The 17,035-nt window shown below is 33.1% G+C and carries 13 protein-coding genes and 1 tRNA gene; 5 read left to right on the top strand and 9 right to left on the bottom strand.

Annotation, left to right across the window (positions count from 1 at the left end; translation table 11 throughout):
- Positions 1-11 precede the first annotated feature (11 nt).
- Positions 12-2,183, bottom strand: coding sequence for a S9 family peptidase (locus tag IRZ99_RS15785; protein WP_194658179.1), 2,172 nt, complete (start codon positions 2,181-2,183; stop codon positions 12-14).
- A 181-nt stretch (positions 2,184-2,364) separates the two neighbouring features.
- Between IRZ99_RS15785 and IRZ99_RS15790 the strand changes: the two genes are divergently transcribed.
- Positions 2,365-3,678, top strand: a complete 1,314-nt coding sequence (locus IRZ99_RS15790) for a hydroxymethylglutaryl-CoA reductase, degradative (RefSeq protein ID WP_194658180.1) — start codon at positions 2,365-2,367, stop codon at positions 3,676-3,678.
- A gap of 18 nt (positions 3,679-3,696) precedes the next feature.
- Positions 3,697-4,617 (top strand): GYDIA family GHMP kinase, encoded by a 921-nt coding sequence (locus IRZ99_RS15795; RefSeq protein ID WP_194658181.1) that lies wholly within the window; start codon positions 3,697-3,699, stop codon positions 4,615-4,617.
- A 33-nt stretch (positions 4,618-4,650) separates the two neighbouring features.
- Here IRZ99_RS15795 and IRZ99_RS15800 read toward each other — a convergent pair whose 3' ends face one another.
- The 7 genes from IRZ99_RS15800 to IRZ99_RS15830 all read right to left on the bottom strand — a co-directional run bounded on the left by IRZ99_RS15800 (position 4,651) and on the right by IRZ99_RS15830 (position 11,593).
- Complete coding sequence (locus IRZ99_RS15800) at positions 4,651-5,001, bottom strand: hypothetical protein (protein WP_370527667.1); 351 nt, start codon at positions 4,999-5,001, stop codon at positions 4,651-4,653.
- Between the two features lie 359 nt (positions 5,002-5,360).
- Positions 5,361-7,460, bottom strand: a complete 2,100-nt coding sequence (locus tag IRZ99_RS15805; RefSeq protein ID WP_194658183.1) for a peptidylprolyl isomerase — start codon at positions 7,458-7,460, stop codon at positions 5,361-5,363.
- 108 nt (positions 7,461-7,568) lie between these two features.
- The gene (locus tag IRZ99_RS15810) at positions 7,569-8,828 is read right to left on the bottom strand and encodes a hemolysin family protein (protein WP_194658184.1); all 1,260 of its coding nucleotides are present in this window, start codon (positions 8,826-8,828) and stop codon (positions 7,569-7,571) included.
- Between the two features lie 2 nt (positions 8,829-8,830).
- The gene (locus IRZ99_RS15815) at positions 8,831-9,025 is read right to left on the bottom strand and encodes a hypothetical protein (protein ID WP_194658185.1); all 195 of its coding nucleotides are present in this window, start codon (positions 9,023-9,025) and stop codon (positions 8,831-8,833) included.
- A gap of 7 nt (positions 9,026-9,032) precedes the next feature.
- Positions 9,033-9,584, bottom strand: coding sequence for an LPS export ABC transporter periplasmic protein LptC (lptC, locus tag IRZ99_RS15820; RefSeq protein WP_194658186.1), 552 nt, complete (start codon positions 9,582-9,584; stop codon positions 9,033-9,035).
- Between the two features lie 52 nt (positions 9,585-9,636).
- Positions 9,637-10,866, bottom strand: a complete 1,230-nt coding sequence (locus IRZ99_RS15825) for a hypothetical protein (RefSeq protein WP_194658187.1) — start codon at positions 10,864-10,866, stop codon at positions 9,637-9,639.
- Positions 10,859-11,593, bottom strand: coding sequence for a type III pantothenate kinase (locus tag IRZ99_RS15830; RefSeq protein ID WP_194658188.1), 735 nt, complete (start codon positions 11,591-11,593; stop codon positions 10,859-10,861). Before IRZ99_RS15830 ends, IRZ99_RS15825 begins: the two co-directional genes overlap by 8 nt.
- A gap of 104 nt (positions 11,594-11,697) precedes the next feature.
- On the opposite strand from IRZ99_RS15830, the gene IRZ99_RS15835 reads away from it, so the two are divergent.
- From IRZ99_RS15835 to IRZ99_RS15845, 3 genes are all read left to right on the top strand, one after another.
- A tRNA-Phe gene (locus IRZ99_RS15835) sits at positions 11,698-11,770 on the top strand.
- Positions 11,771-12,269: 499 nt separating this feature from the next.
- Entirely contained in the window at positions 12,270-13,766 is a 1,497-nt protein-coding gene (locus IRZ99_RS15840) for an MFS transporter (RefSeq protein ID WP_194658189.1), read from the top strand.
- Between the two features lie 14 nt (positions 13,767-13,780).
- The gene (locus IRZ99_RS15845; RefSeq protein ID WP_072970345.1) at positions 13,781-14,005 is read left to right on the top strand and encodes a DUF6814 family protein; all 225 of its coding nucleotides are present in this window, start codon (positions 13,781-13,783) and stop codon (positions 14,003-14,005) included.
- 108 nt (positions 14,006-14,113) lie between these two features.
- Here IRZ99_RS15845 and IRZ99_RS15850 read toward each other — a convergent pair whose 3' ends face one another.
- On the bottom strand, positions 14,114-16,987 hold the full coding sequence (locus IRZ99_RS15850; RefSeq protein WP_194658190.1) for an alpha-amylase family glycosyl hydrolase: 2,874 nt from the start codon (positions 16,985-16,987) through the stop codon (positions 14,114-14,116).
- Positions 16,988-17,035: the final 48 nt, after the last annotated feature.

Below are 17,035 nucleotides of genomic sequence, written 5' to 3' on the forward strand. Positions count from 1 at the left end.
ATAAAGTTATATTATAAATTTTCTTTGATAAAGTTAGTCATTTTATTATAAAGCTGAATTCTCGTCTTACCACCGTAAATACCGTGATTTTTATCTGGATATATCTGAGAATCAAATTGTTTATTAGCCTGAATTAATGCTTCCATCATTTGCATTGAATTTTGTACATGAACATTATCATCTGCTGATCCATGAATCAATAAAAACTTACCTTTTAATTTATCAACGTGATTTATTGGAGAATTTTGGTCGTAACCGCTTGCATTTTCCTGTGGAGTCTGCATGTATCTTTCAGTGTAAACACTATCGTAAAAACGCCAGTTCGTTACCGGAGCAACAGCAATTGCCATTTTGAAAACATCGTTTCCTTGAAAAATACAGTTTGAAGACATAAAACCTCCATAACTCCATCCAAAGATTCCAATTCTTGAAGCATCAACATATGGATAAGCTCCAATTACTTTTGCCGCATCGATTTGATCTTCAACTTCATATTTTCCAAGTTCCTTTTGAGTTACTTTTTTGAAATCAGCACCTTTAAAACCTGTACCTCTGCCATCTACACAAGCAACAATATAACCTTGTTGTGTAAGCGACAAAAACCAGTAATCATCACTGTTATTCCAATCGTTGTTTACTTGTTGAGATCCAGGACCAGAATATTGGTACATGAAAACAGGATATTTTTTAGAAGGATCAAAATCTTTTGGCTTTAAAATCCATGCATTAAGCTCGTTCCCTTTAGCTGTTTTTAAAACAAAGAATTCTTTTGCAGGAAGATTATAAGCTTTCAATTTATCGGCAAGAGCCTGATTGTTTTCGATTACCTGAATTTCTTTTCCAGTTTTTGCCTCGTTTAAAGTATAAGTTGTAGGCTGTAAATTACTTGAGAAAGTATTAATAAAAAATTGGAAATTAGGACTAAAAGTCGCTGCACTTGTTCCAACTTTTGATGTTAAACGCAATTTATTCTTTCCGTCTAAACCAATTCTGTAAATATCTCTGTTGATTGAACCATTTTCTGTAGATTGATAGAAAATAGTTTTTGTTTTTTCGTCGAAACCGTAGTATGACACAACTTCCCAGTTTCCTTTTGTAACCTGATTTTTAAGCTTTCCTGTTTTATCATAAACATAAATATGATTAAAACCGTCTTTTTCACTTGTCCAGATAAAGCTGTTATCCTTTAAGAACGTCAAATTATCTGTAACATCGACATAAGCTTTGTCTTTTTCATTTAAAACAACCTTAGGAGTAGCTGTTGTTCCGTCTACAAATAATAAATCAAGATTATCCTGGTGGCGATTTAAAACCTGAGCTGACAGTACATTATTATCATTTGTCCATTCTAATCTTGCAATATAGAAGTCATTATAATTTCCTAAATCAACTTTTTTAGTTGCATTTGCAGTCGCATCATATATATGTAATGAAACTACTGAATTTTTTTCTCCTGCCTTTGGATATTTAAATGTTTCAACTGTTGGATACAAATCTTTTTTAAAGATTGACATCGAAAACTCAGGAACTGCACTTTCGTCAAAACGAATATAAGCTAGTTTTTTACTGTCTTTACTCCAGTCAAAAGCACGGACAAATGCAAACTCTTCTTCATAAACCCAGTCCGTAATACCATTAATAACGGCATTTTTCTTTCCATCGGTAGTAACAGCAGTTGATTTTTTAGAAGCTACATCATATACATACAGGTTATTTTCTTTAGCATAAGCGATTTTAGCTCCGTCAGGTGAGAAAGTAGGTTCCTGAACTTGAAAATCAAAAAGTTTCGTTAGAGATTTAGTAGCGATATCGTACAAGAAATAATCTGCTATGAAAGAGTGACGGAAGATTTGTTTAGAATTACAAGCAATTAAAATCTTTTTTTCCGAAGCATCAAAAGTATAACTGTCAATTCCTTTCGCAAGCTCTTTATGATTTTTTGTATCTATTAAATTAGATACTTTTTTTAAAGTTGCAAAATCATACAAATCGATCTGCATGCTCTTGCTCGCCTGATCAACATTTAAAACAGTATATTGATCTGTATTTTTTAAGGATTGTAATTCGTCCATTCCTTTTGCCCGGAATGTTCCACCATAAATGTTTTCGACCGTAATTTTTTGTTGACCAAATACAGTAGCAACTAAAAATAAAAGTACTACCGTTATTTTACTTGTATTCATTAGAATTATTTTAAATATAAAAAGAGCCCAATTTTAGTAAAAAAAATAAACATAATACACATTTTAAGTGTTAAATGTTAAAAAAAATAACGATTGCGTACTTTTCAAACTTTAAATAGATTGCAAACAAAACCCTTAAATTGGTATCTTTGTCAGCACATTATTATTTAATATACTGAGAATGAACAACGCTGTTGCCGGATTTTCGAAATTATCCAAAAAAGAAAAAATACAATGGATTGCAAATGAGTATTTTTCAACTCCTGAAGATGCCCTAACTATTATAAGAAATTACTGGAATTCAGACGACAAGCTTCAACAATTGCATGATGAATTCATCGAAAACACCATCACAAACTTCTATATTCCACTTGGAGTTGCTCCTAATTTTTTAATCAACGGAAAATACAAAACGATTCCAATGGCAATTGAAGAAAGTTCAGTTGTTGCAGCAGCTTCAAAATCAGCCAAATATTGGGCCACTCGTGGCGGATTCAAAACAACTATAATTAACACTGAAAAGATTGGCCAGGTACATTTTATATTCAATGGAGACGCTGATAAACTACAATCTTTCTTTGACGAAATAAAATCAAAATTCTTTTCTGACACGCAAAATATTACCAAAAATATGCAGCAGCGGGGAGGTGGAATTTTAGACATTAAACTCAAAGACAAAAGAAGTTTACTTGAAAATTACTACCAACTACATGCCACTTTCGAAACGAAAGATAGTATGGGTGCAAATTTCATTAATTCGTGTCTGGAGCAATTTGCTACAACTTTAAAAGACGAATTTCAGCAGTCTGATCTCTTTTCAGATGAAGAAACTATTAAAGTAATTATGAGCATTTTGTCTAATTATGTCCCTAATTGCCTTGTTAGAGCAGAAGTTTCCTGCCCAATTGAGGATTTAGCCGAAAAGCATATTACTAATCCACAGGATTTCGCAGAGCGTTTTGTTCAGGCTGTTCAAATTGCCGAAGTTGAGCCTTTTAGAGCCGTAACACATAACAAAGGCATCATGAACGGGGTCGATGCTGTAATTCTGGCTACGGGAAATGACTTTCGCGCTGTTGAAGCCGGAATTCATGCTTATGCTTCCCGAAATGGACAATATTCAAGTTTATCACACGCAAAAATTGAAAACGGAATATTTACTTTTTGGCTGGAAATCCCGCTTGCCTTAGGAACTGTTGGCGGACTTACTTCTTTACATCCATTAGTAAAATTATGCTTGGAAATGCTTGAAAAACCTTCGGCACAAGAATTAATGGAAATTGTTGCCGTTGCAGGTTTGGCGCAAAATTTTGCTGCATTACGTTCGTTAACTACAACAGGAATTCAGGAAGGACATATGAAAATGCACTTAAACAATATTATCAATCAATTTGAAGCTAATGAAGAAGAACGTCATTTAATAAAATCACATTTTAAGAAAAATGCAGTTTCTCATAGTGCCGTTGTTGAATTTATTGAGAATTTAAGAAAATAATCAGACCTTATTAAGAGAATGAAAACAACCTTTTACAGTAACGGAAAACTTTTAATAACGGGCGAATATCTAGTTTTAGACGGAGCTAAAGCATTTGCTTTACCTACCAAATTTGGTCAAAACTTGATCGTAAAAAAGGGGCAAAATCAGGAAATAATATGGAAAAGTTATAATTATGATGATCAACTCTGGTTTGAAGATGTTATTTCATTTTCTGAAATCATAAACAATGTTGAAGCAAAAATAGAAACCGTAAAAACTACATTGATCACTATTTTACATGAAGCCTACCTTTTAAACGCTGATTTCATAAATAAAGCTGAAGGGTATGAAATTAGCACACATTTGACATTTCCTAAAAACTGGGGATTAGGCACTTCGTCAACGCTATTAAACAATATAGCACAGTGGGCCAAAATTGATGCCTTTACATTGCTTAAAAACAGTTTTGGAGGTAGCGGCTATGATATCGCGTGCGCGCAAAACAACACACCAATTGTATATAGATTAGAACAAAGTTTACCAATTGTGGAAAAGACAGTATTTAATCCCGAATTCAGTAAAAACATTTTTTTTGTTTACCTAAATAAGAAACAAAGTAGTAAAGTAGCGATCACTGCTTATTACAACAATAAAAATGAAAATTTAGCGGAAAATATTGTGGACAACAATAAAATCACAAAAGCTATTCTAGAAGCAAAAACACTTAATGAGTTTGCTCATTTTGTAGAAAAACACGAAATTCATTTGAGCAATATTCTTGAATTGGAAACTATTAAAGAAATCGCATTTCCAGATTTTAACGGGGTAGTCAAGAGTCTTGGCGCTTGGGGTGGCGACTTTGTAATGGCAATTTCAAAAGAAAATCCAAAAGAATATTTTACAAGCAAAGGATATGAAACAATCCTTTCTTATGACGAAATGATTTTACAGATGTAAATCGAGATACCATTTAAAAACAAAAAAGTGAATTTAATAATTCACTTTTTTGTTTTTAATATCTTTTGTCTCTAAACGACGAACCTTTTGACTTTCCTGTTCATTAGATTCTATCAGTGTATTATGCAAACGTTCTGCCATTTTTTCGATACTATTATTAATAGAATCATACACTAATTCCATCCGCCGATGTTTCTCTTCTTTTACTGCTTTTAAGACATCTTCTACAAAAATCTTATCATACTTTTCAGCAACAGAATCACGAGTATTCGTTAGCCTAATAACATAATCATTACTTAAAATAGTAACTTTAAAATGCTGTTCTTCGTTACTTAAGTAGTACTTACCGCCTAGCTCATCGACATTGATATCGGTGCTGCTCACTTTTAAAAGTTCCGTTATTATTCCATAAATATGGTTTTCTATTTTGGAATATACTCTAGGCTTTCTTTTAAAAAAGTTAAACACAAAAAACATTAAGCACTTGATTATTAAGGTAATTTTTTGTCATTTTTCCACACATTTTAATTAACATTCATTAAATCAAATCTAATTTCCTAAAACGAAAATTCGAGCAAATTAACTGTTAAATTTTGAAAACCACAAATATTTTAAATTATATTTCGATTATTCCTATATAATTAAATAAAAAGCGCAGGTAATTGCTACAGAAGACATTAAAAACAAAAAACCCGAAACATTTAAAATGTTTCGGGTTTTATATGATAATTAAGTACTAAATATTAGTAATTAAATTGCAATCTGTTATCTTCTATTTTAGCATTGTTTTTCAACGCTGGTAAAATTCTGCTTGCATCAGATGCGCTTTGAGCTTTTACTTTAGCAACATATTCTGCATGGTTAGCAATTGCCGGAGCTTTTACAGTACTGATGTTTTTTACAACATATACACCAGTATTTCCTTCGATTGGAGCAGAAACTTTGTTTGCAGTTAATGCAAATGCATTTCCAACAACTTTTGGCTCTTGTCCAACTCCTCCAGGTAAAACCGGATTATCAAGAGTTACGTTAGTTGCTTGTTGAACAGCTACACCAGCACTTTTAGCAATAGCTTCAAGGCTTGATCCTGTCATTTTAGCTTTTAACATTTCAGCTTTTTTCTTGTTTTTCAAGATTGGCTCAACATATGGTCTAGCCATAGTAACAGATACTAAACCAGATTTGTTTTCGCTTTTGTATTGAGCAATTACGTGACCAATATTTGCTAATTCAAAACGTTTAACATCTCCAATACTTGTTTCTTTATCAAATGCCCATCTTACAATGTTACGTTGATTCCCTAATGGACCAAATGCTTCGTCCATAGCTTTTGCAGTTACCGGAGCAGCAACTTTTAAGCCTAATCCTTTTGCTGTAGCAGCAAAATCTTTATCAGCAGCATCCATTTCGAATTTAGTTGCCAATGTAAATACTTTATCAGAAGTAGCTTCAGATGGCTCAATTTTTTGAGCAATTGTAGCTAAACGAATTCCGTCTTGTTTATCAGTAATTTTGATAATGTGGAAACCAAAAGGAGTTTCTACTAAACCAACTTTTCCTATTCCGTTACTGAATACAAAATCATTGAATGGTTTTACCATTTGGTTTGGACCAAAATATCCTAAATCACCACCTTGTTGTGCAGATGAATCATCAGAACTTGTAAAAGCCAACATCATGAAACTATCCGGATTAGCCTGAACCTGAGCTAAAATTTCTTCAGCTTTAGCTTTAGCTTCTTCCTTAGTTCTTTTTTCTTTTTGGTTTGGAGTTTGAGATCCTTCGTAACCAATTAAGATATGACTAGCTTTTGCATTCACTCCAGCTTTAAACCCTAAAGATTTAGAGATAGCGTAATATCTTCCGTATACGTAAGGCCCATAAATTGCTCCGGCAGGTAAGCTGAATAATTTATCAGCATCTACTGCAGGTAAACTATTTTTAGCTACATAAGTAGAATCATAAGGAACATCAGAATTTGCATTTACAAATTCAGCTATGTTAGTTGCATTTCTAAAACCAGCCAAAGTATCGTTTTTACCAGTTTTAGCATTATAAACAACACTTCCGTTTAATAATCCTGTGATTTTAGCTTTAATTTCAGCTTCATCTTCTTTTGAAGCTTTATCTTCTACTAAAACATATTGAATTTCACGAGTTTCATCCGCTTTGAATTTCTTCTCGTTTTTCTTCATATAATCAACAATTTCATCATCAGAAACTTTTACATCACTGTCTTTAATAGAAGAATATAATGCACCTGCATAAGCAAAGTTTACTTTGTTAGCTTCCATTTCGTATTTCAACTTTCCTTCACTAGCAGTTGTGTAAAGTCCAGATTTGATTAACGTATTGTAGATTTGAAATTTTGCATTCAATTCAGCATCTTTTTCTTTTGCAGAAATATATTGAGCTGCTTCAGGATTTGTTTTGAAATACTCTTTGAATTTCACAACGTCAAACATACCTGCTGCATTTAGGAACATTGGGTTTTTTCCAATGTTTGGATCTGCTTTCAAAACTTCAAGTAAGTGTTTTTCACCAACTCTCAATCCTAATTTATCAAACTGAGCTGATAATAATGCGATTGAAACCTCTTGGTCCCAAACTCTGTTTGCAGCTTCAGTGGAAGTAATCCCTTGCCCACTTTTTTCAACATTACTAACTTTAACTCTAAAGTCTTCAAATGAAATATCTTTTCCGTCGATGCTTCCCACATCCTTTGAACTTTGACTAAATGTCCCTTTACCGATTAGATCTTGTATTATAAATGCAAATAATGCAAGTGCAATAACTCCTATCAATAAAGCGGAACGCTGTCTAATTTTTGCTAAAACTGCCATTTTTATTATCGTTAATTTTATATTCAGTTTGCGAAAATACAATTATCTAGTTAATAACAATACAACTAGCAATTTATTTTGCACAATTTTTTTAATTAATAAAAGAAATCACTCTTTTACTGTCATTTTTACCAATTCAATTTTCTTATTTGTAGCTTCTTCTATCACAAAATGATAGTGATCTATTACAATTTCTTCTCCTTTTTGAGGGATTTCCTTCGTAAAGTTGACAATAAACCCGCCCAGAGTACCGTATGAATCTTCTTCAGGGATCATTAGCTTATAGGTTTCATTCAAATACTCCACATCTAATCTTGTAGAAAACAAATACTTACCCTCTCCCAATTCCTGCTCAATTAGTTCTTCATCTAAATCGTGTTCATCTTCAATTTCTCCAAACAACTCCTCAACAATATCTTCTATTGTAATAATCCCTGAAGTACCTCCGTATTCATCTAAGACAACAGCGACATTTTTTCTCTTTTTAATCAAAAGATTTAAAGCATCTTTTATCAAAATAGTTTCCGGAACAAACTCTACCGTCATCAAAACTGATTTTATTGTTTTTGGCTTTTTAAACAAATCAAATGAATGCACATAACCCACGATATCGTCAAGTGAATTTTGGCTCACTACAATTTTAGAATAGCCTGTCTCAATAAAAAGTTCTTTAAGATCTGAAATACTATCAAATAAATCAATATCAACAATTTCAGTACGGGGCGTCATAATATCACGCGCTTTTACACCTGAAAATTCCAATGCATTTTGAAATATTTGAATTTCAGAATCTACTTCTTCATCATCTTCAACCGAATTCATTTGCTCGGTTATGTAATTCCCAAGCTCTACTTTACTAAAATACAATTGTACCTGATCTCCTTCTGTTTTGAGAAATTTCCTTAAAACAAAATCTGAAATCCAGATAAAAAAAGTAGATATATAATAGAATAATCGATAAAACAAATAAGCAGGAACAGCCAAAATCTTAATCAATGAATTGGCATAGATCTGAAAAAAAACTTTTGGGAGAAATTCAGCCGTAATTAAAACTATAAAAGTTGAAATGACAGTCTGAATCAATAAACTAGTGATATCTGAAAAATGAAATCCTAACTTGGTGATACATCTTAAAACCAAATCTCCCATGAAAAACCCATAAATTACCAAGGCAACATTGTTACCAATTAACATTGCAGCAATAAATTTTGAAGGATTTTCGGTAAGTTTAGTTAAGATTTGGGAGGCAAAATTATCTTGTTTCTTTTCGATTCCAAGATAAATTTTATTCGAGGAAATAAAGGCTATTTCCATTCCTGAAAAAAAGGCGGATAGTATTAAACAAAGTATTATAATACTAATTTCCATTTTTACTGTTTTTTATTACGATCATCAAATTTCTTGACAAATTTTCTTCTGAAGAAAAACATAAAAACTGCCATTCCGGCAATTATAAAGCTCAAAGCATAGTTTTCACTACCTTCATTCAACTTGATAACCCCGTCGTAGATAAAGTAAACCGCAAATGCGATATAAACGTATTGTGTATATTTTAAGTAACCCATAATTGTTTTATTCGTTGGCTTCTAATTCGCCTGTTATTCGTTGTGAATTTATCACTTTAAAATCTTTACTAAAATCGATTCCCTGACCGTTTGAAACTCCTTTGGCATCTGTAAGCTTGAACTTTCTTTCGGTGTAAAACCATTCGTTTTTCTGATCAAAATAAAGCTGTTCCGTTTCAAGCATCTGACCAGTTTCTGATGTGATTTTTACTTTTCCCTGCAAATCTATAATACCAGTTTCCTTATAAGAAACGGCATAATTTGCTTTTATAAAAGTACGCTTTTGTTTTTTATCATACAGTGTAACATCGATTCCTTTTGGGAATTCAGTAAATGGAAATTCAAGATTAGAATAATCCAACATTTTCCTGCTTTTAAGCACGCCTGTAATACGTCCGGAATCTGTATATTTTATGTTAACTGTATCAACATCACTTCCTGGAACAAATTCTGAAAAGTTAATTTTTTGAACTTCCTTAAAATTACTTTCGCATCCAAAAAACAGTGTCACAGCAAGAACTGTGACAGCGTTTATAATATATTTCTTTGGTAAATTCATTTGCCAAATGTAGTAAATTGTAATGAGCTTAAAAAAACATAAAATCTTATGTTTAGTTGAATTTACTTTTTACGAACCATTTATCGTTAAAAGAGAAACTTAAACTAAAGTTGAAGTAATTTTCCTGAATTAAACCTGCAGCTGTAGTTCCTCTTTTACCAAATTCAAGACCTAAGTTCACATTTGAAAAAGATCCTGTAATAGGGAATCCAGCTCCTAAAGTCATTCCAACATCATTAATAGACTCATTGTTAATCACTAAACCAATCTTTTCATATTTTAAACCCGCTCTATAAGTAATTCTGCTGAAATAACTTGAAAACGAGGTGTAATTCGGAATATAATATCCACCAACTGCATATTTTGAATATTTTTCATAGCGCACATCGTCACTAGAGTTGTAGTAGTTAGCATATCTACCATCGCCCTGAAAAGCTAACGTAGTACCAACTAACCATTTTCTTGCTTCTCCAACACCAATACCAATTGTTAATTTGTTCGGTAATTTCAAATCAGTTTCCGTTTTTGGATACTCATAAGGATCCGGATCTCCGGAAACCGAAATAATTCTTTCATTATTGGACTTTAAATTACTTGCGAAAGTATAGTTTAAACTCGTAAACAAACTCATTTTCTTATAAATCTTTCTTTGATACATTGTACCTAGATTAAAATTTACACCAGACAATTCAGATTGATTTGTCTCACGTGTTGCACTTGCAACATCTGTAATACCCTCAACACTTGTAGTTGTTATTTGCCCAAAATTATATTGTGCATCTGCTCCAATATTCCAATTTGGCATTAATTTATACCCTAAACCAAAAAACACTTTATTTACACCACCTTTTCCTTCGAACTGATTGTTTGTTGCACCGGAAACATCTGTATTGTTATTAAAAATTTTATATCCAACAGAAGACAATGGTACCAAACCAAAAGCAGCTCCAAATTTACCCATAGGAATTCCCACTGCTAAATAATCAAAAGTAGCTCTTTGTGCTTTTGCAGATTCATTACTATTTTTCAATGTAGATGTTCCAAAACTTCCTCCAACTGTAAATGTAGTTTGTCCTAAACTAGCATAACTTGAAGGATTATCAATATTCAAGTGAATACTATCCTGTTCTACCGATACCCCACCCATAGATCTGTTTTCGAGTGTTCCTTTGAATCTTGCATCACCAATTCCGTAAAAAGAATAAGGAGAAGCTGTACCTTGCTGAGCAAATGAAACGAACGAGATAAGTAAACAAGCACTTATTATAATTTTTTTAATCATTGTCGATTTTATATTGAAATGTTTGGTTCAAACTTTCCAGTAGGAAATTTGAATTGGCAAATATGGTATTTTTTAATCGTTTAGCCAAAAATTCTGCATCGCCACCCGTTAAAATTATTATAAAATTTGAAAAGTTCTCCCGATATTCATCGATAAAACCATCAATCTCATAGACGAACCCGTTGACAACTCCAGAATGAATCGCTTCTTTAGTAGAGTTTCCTATATAGGATTCAGGACTCTCTAAAGTCAGCAAAGGCAACTTGGCTGTGAAATTATGCAATGCTTCATAACGCAATCTCAAGCCTGGCGAAATCGCTCCACCCAGATAATTATCATTTTCGTCGATAAAATCATAGGTTATACAAGTTCCTGCATCAATAACCAATCTATTTTGTTTTGGGAATCGCAAAGTAGCTCCGGCTGCCAAAACCATTCGATCAATTCCTAATGTTTTTGGTGTGGCGTATTTATTTATAAAAGGAAAAACATCTTCATGTGTTAAAAAATGGATTTTTAGCTGATTTTCGAATGTCAAAAAAGATTGTTTTTCGACGTTTCCGACTGAAGCAACAACCAAATCGGAGCAATTTTGAAATTTTTCTAAAATTATTTTAATTTTTTTTTCGAGTTCATTTTTCTCAAAAACAAAATTTTCAAGAACAGTACTCCCCTCAAAGACAGCCGCTTTAATTCGAGTGTTTCCAACATCAACCGTTAAAACCATGTTTGTTTTTTTATCAATGCGAAGATACGAATTGATTTTTTTAAAAAAATGTTTTGGATAAACGAAAAATGATTCTATCTTTGCACCCGCAATGAGCACAACACGGTACCTTAGCTCAGATGGTAGAGCAATGGACTGAAAATCCATGTGTCCCTGGTTCGATCCCTGGAGGTACCACGTTTAAAACCCGAATAGAAATATTCGGGTTTTTTGTTTTTTTAATACTTTTGAGGAAAATTAAATTCCAATTTTTAAAATTGCCTCGGATATTCGCTGTCGCTCGAGTCCAAATTCCAATAAATTTTAACCGTAAGAAACTCCAAATTATAACCCTGCATTATATCATTTTCAATAGCCCAAAGTTTCAAACTTGAAGATAGACATCTAATTTATACAAATTAGCCGTCACCAGTTGAAACCGTTGGCTATGTTTTACAACACCCTATTTCCATTTTTTTTTAAATTTGACGCTCGTTCTTTACGAAGCTTGCGTAAATCTTAGCGCCCTTTGTTGCTAAAATCTCCCTCTTTGAAACTTAAATACTACTAAAAAACGCAATGTCAACAATTAAGCGCTTTTTGTTAAAAAAGTATTAAGTATATAAATAAATATCTTATATATTCGTAAAACGATACTATACTATTTTATTCATTATTAAAAATACAGATTGTTTTTATGAGCAAAACTTCTACTAAAGGCATTTGGAAAGTTATTTCGGCTTCTTCAATGGGAACTATGATTGAGTGGTATGATTTTTACATTTTTGGTAGTTTAGCTGTTGTTATTTCAACCAAATTCTTTCCCAGTGATAATCCTACAGCTGCATTTTTATCGACTTTAGCGACTTTTGCTGCCGGATTTGTAGTTCGACCTTTTGGTGCTTTGTTTTTTGGAAGACTTGGAGATATTATTGGACGAAAATATACATTTATGGCTACCTTATTATTAATGGGTGGTTCTACCTTTTTAATAGGCTGTATTCCAAGTTATGAAACTATAGGTTTTTTAGCTCCTTTATTAGTTTTAATTTTACGTTTACTCCAAGGACTTGCTCTTGGCGGCGAATATGGCGGCGCAGCGACTTATGTTGCCGAACATGCCCCAGCTGGTGAAAAAGGATATTGGACTTCCTGGATTCAAACTACGGCAACAGTAGGGCTATTCATTTCATTGATGGTTATCTTAGTAACTAAAAATATACTTTCCGCAGAAGACTTTGATAACTGGGGATGGCGTGTCCCGTTTTGGGTTTCTATTGTAATGGTCGGTGTTTCTTATTTGATCCGAAAAAACATGGATGAATCTCCTGTATTTGCAAAAGCCAAAAAAGAAGGTACAACAAGCACGAATCCGCTTAAAGAAAGTTTCGGAAACCGATATAATCTAAAGTTTGTTTTATTGGCCCTTTTTGGTGCTACTATGGGACAAGGCGTTGTTTGGTATACGGGCCAATTCTACGCCATGAGTTTTATGAAAATGGTGATGAATGTAGACTCTTCACAAGTTGATGGACTTTTAGGAATTGCTCTTTTAATAGGAACTCCGTTTTTTATTGTTTTTGGATGGCTGAGTGACAAAGTTGGTCGAAAATATATTATGATGCTGGGAATGTTACTTGCCATTTTATCTTACAGATCTATTTACAAAGAAATGTACAACACCACGAATGTAAGTTACAAAACCGAAATCGTTGAAAAAACAACTCAAAAAATTGAAACAACTAAAAATAATGACATAATAACAACAATTTCTAAAACCTTTACAGACGGAACTTCGTATACAGAAAAGAAAACAGATTTTGCCAATAAAAAAGAATCTCAAAGCACTATGTCGATAAAAATAAATTCTGAAGATGAGTGGAAGTTAATTTTCTGGGTTTTTATTCAGGTATTATTTGTAACAATGGTCTATGGCCCGATTGCTGCATTTTTAGTAGAAATGTTTCCAACAAAAATCAGATACACTTCGATGTCACTGCCCTACCATGTTGGAAATGGAATTTTTGGAGGTTTACTTCCTGCGATTTCAACCTACTTTGTAACACATGCGAAAGCGAATGGAAAACCTGAATTTTATCTTGATGGACTTTGGTATCCTATTATTATTGCATCAGTCTGCTTTGTAATTGGAATGGTTTACATTGACAACAAAAACAAAACGAATCACCTTTAATACCTACATAGAATATGAATACAATTAAAAGAATTTTAGGTGTTTTGTGGGTTATACTCTCCATTGCCGCTGCTTATTTTTGTGTGTTTGAATTTGGCTTACCTAAGTTTTTATCAGACAAACAAGATGATTTAGTCTTTGGAATTATTATCCTATTTATCCTTACCCCATTAATCGTTTTAGGCTTGGGAACGTTTGGTTATTTTTCTATGATTGGAGAATATGATCAGAAAAAATAAACCAAATCAACTTAAAATTGAAAGGGCTGTCAAAAAAATGACAGCCCTTTCCCATTACTAAACTAACCAAACATTCATCATTTTAAATAATGACTGTACTTTAAAATTTTATTTTTTAATAAACTTCATCACCTGAACTTTATTATTTTCATCAATTGCTTTTACGACATATAAACCTGTTTTTAAATCGCTTACGCCATATTGAAAATCGGTATTACCATTTGGAGTAAAGCTTTTTACCAATTGACCAGATATTGCATACACCTGAACTTTTGCCGGAGCAATATTTAAGGTAAAATGATTTAAAACCGGATTTGGATATAAATTAACTGAGTTCTCTTTTTCAAATTCAGGAATTGCCAGATTAGCTGTTTTGTTTCCATAAATTCTATATTCTCCAGGTGCCAAATTTATCGTAGCGTTAACATCAGTTACATTCATAGAAGTATTATCCATTAAATTATACCATGTCCCAGTGTATTGAAAACCAGTGGCTACATTTTTCGCTGTCACATCAAAATTGGCTAAAATCAATACATCTTTTAATTGTGTTGCAGCAAGATTATTGTTTGTAATTTTTACATTTACCGTCAAAGTATTGGCATTTGCCATTGTAGCTGTACCTGAAAACACTGGCTCCGTTACTTTCAGGTTAATCATTTTTGCCCAATCGTAATAAATTTTATTTCGATTCGTATTTCCTAACCAATTTTCTGCCCATTGTGGCTGTGGTTTCGTATCTAATTTACAATCGCCGGAAAGAGTTCCCGAAGCATCATTTACGCTTCCGTCTTTACAAGTAAAAATAGAATCATCCCAACCTAATTCACCAAAATGCCAAATCATTTTTGGCCCTGGAATCAACAATGAAACTGCTCCAATTGCCGACATTCTTGACAATGCTGTATTTAATGTTTTTACATTATAACTTCCTGACGAATTTCCGTATTGTACATTTTTATACATCACACGTTCTTCGTCATGACTTTCTGCATAACCCATTAAACGGTTTGCTGTAAAACCACGGCTTGAACTCATCATTCTCGAAATATTATTCTCTGTAGAGTATCCCATTGACAATTGATTGTATTGATCTGTCATTTTTCCCCACATCATAATACCTTTACTCGGCGTTTCAGTGATTTTGTAGTTTGCCCACTCCTGTTCTTCAGCATCAGATCCTAAATGTTCGAAAATAGCATAATGTGTAGGATCAAGACCCCATGAATAATCAGCATATTTTTTCAAAATATCTACCCTATCTTGTTGGTATCTGTTTGTACAAGCCTCATCTGCGGCTGTACAAGCCTGAGTAAAACCTTTAGTTAAATCCCAACGGAAACCATCAATTTTGTATTCTTCAATCCATTGTTTAACCACACGCTCCACATAATACTGTGTTTTTAATGACTGGTGATTAAAATCCTCTCCAACACTATAACTATGTTTAGCTACGGTATTGAAATAAGGATTTTCGATTGTTGGCGAACCAAAACCATCTCCATCAGCATCATTCATCCACATTCTTACCATAGGATTTCTTCCAAAAGCATGATTTAAAGCCACGTCAAGAATAACTGCAATTCCGTTTTGATGGCATAAATCAATTAGCTCTTTTAATTTATCTGAAGTTCCATAAAATTTATCTAAAGCCATATGAAATGAAGTATTATACCCCCAGCTCTCATTGCCTTCAAATTCCATAACCGGCATTAATTCGATTGCATTTACTTTAAGTGTTTTAAAATATTCTATTTTATCAATTAAACTTTGGTAATTTCTTGCTGCATCAAAATCACGTACTAAAACTTCATACACAACCAATTTATCTTTTTCTGGTTTTGTAAAATTCGTTACCTGCCAATTGTATGCAGTTTGACCTGTTTTAAGAACTGTAACCTCAAAAGTTTGCCCTGTCGGATAAGCTGGCATATTTGGATATGAAGCCGCAGGAATTCCTCCATCATCATAAGGCGACAAAACCAAGGTTGAATAAGGATCTGCGGTCTTTACCATTGAAGGGGAGTTTGCCAGCGGAGTTGCATCAACCACCCAATATTGATAGGTATTGTTTACGCCAGAAACTAACCCTGTCAATTCCAGCCAAAACTTACCTGACACAGGATCTTTCTTCATTGCATAGGCCGATGAAGGCTGCCAATTGTTAAAACTTCCGGCAACATAAACAAAATCTTTTAGAGGTGCATCTAAAACTAAAGTTGCTTTTGTAGCATCAGTAGCATTGTAATTAATTCCATCAACTAATCCCGAAGGCATAGCTTCAGAAACGGTATTTGGATTTACAACAACAGAAAACTTTTTAGAAATAGTAGTCGTTCCCTGAGTTGCCAACAACTCATAACTTTGATTGCTAACAATATTAGTGTGGGAATAAGTATAACTTGATGCACTTGCTACCGTATTAATTACCGTTCCATTCGCTTTTAAAGAATAGCTTGCCGCCCCATTTGTGTTTGTTGCAGTAATATTAAAATTTGAACCTGACGATATAATGGTAGTACTATTTTCAACAGGAGCTGTTAAGGTTACCTGAAAAGAACCTACTTCGGCCAGAATATCTTGTGATTTTTTATCCCCTGCACCATTTTTTGCTTTAATCAAAAAACCTATTTTACCAATTCCGGTTACATTGTAATATATTGTTGGCCTAATGATCTTAGTATAAGTATCGGATACGGAGTTATAAGTAAATTTACTTGCATCACTTGATGCCTCCCATGCTCCATTATTAGGTGTGCCTTTCTGTGTAGTATCATTGGTATCGAAAGCCCATGCCCACATATAAAGAGAATGATCTGTAACTCCCCAGGTACTTTCGTTAATACTGCTTCCGTTAATTGTAACGGTAACAGCGGTGTTTTCCTCAAAAGTAGCTGGACTTACAGAGTAAGTTACCGTTTGCTGTTGTGCAAATGATATTGCTGACAACAAAAGGAAAAATAATAGTAAAGTTTTTTTCATAATGTGGTTATTTAGTTAGTTTGATTAAAAAAGGGCTACCTTGTCGAT

Origin of the sequence: Flavobacterium sp. LC2016-12, from assembly GCF_015351595.1 — a bacterium.
Taxonomy (GTDB): domain Bacteria; phylum Bacteroidota; class Bacteroidia; order Flavobacteriales; family Flavobacteriaceae; genus Flavobacterium.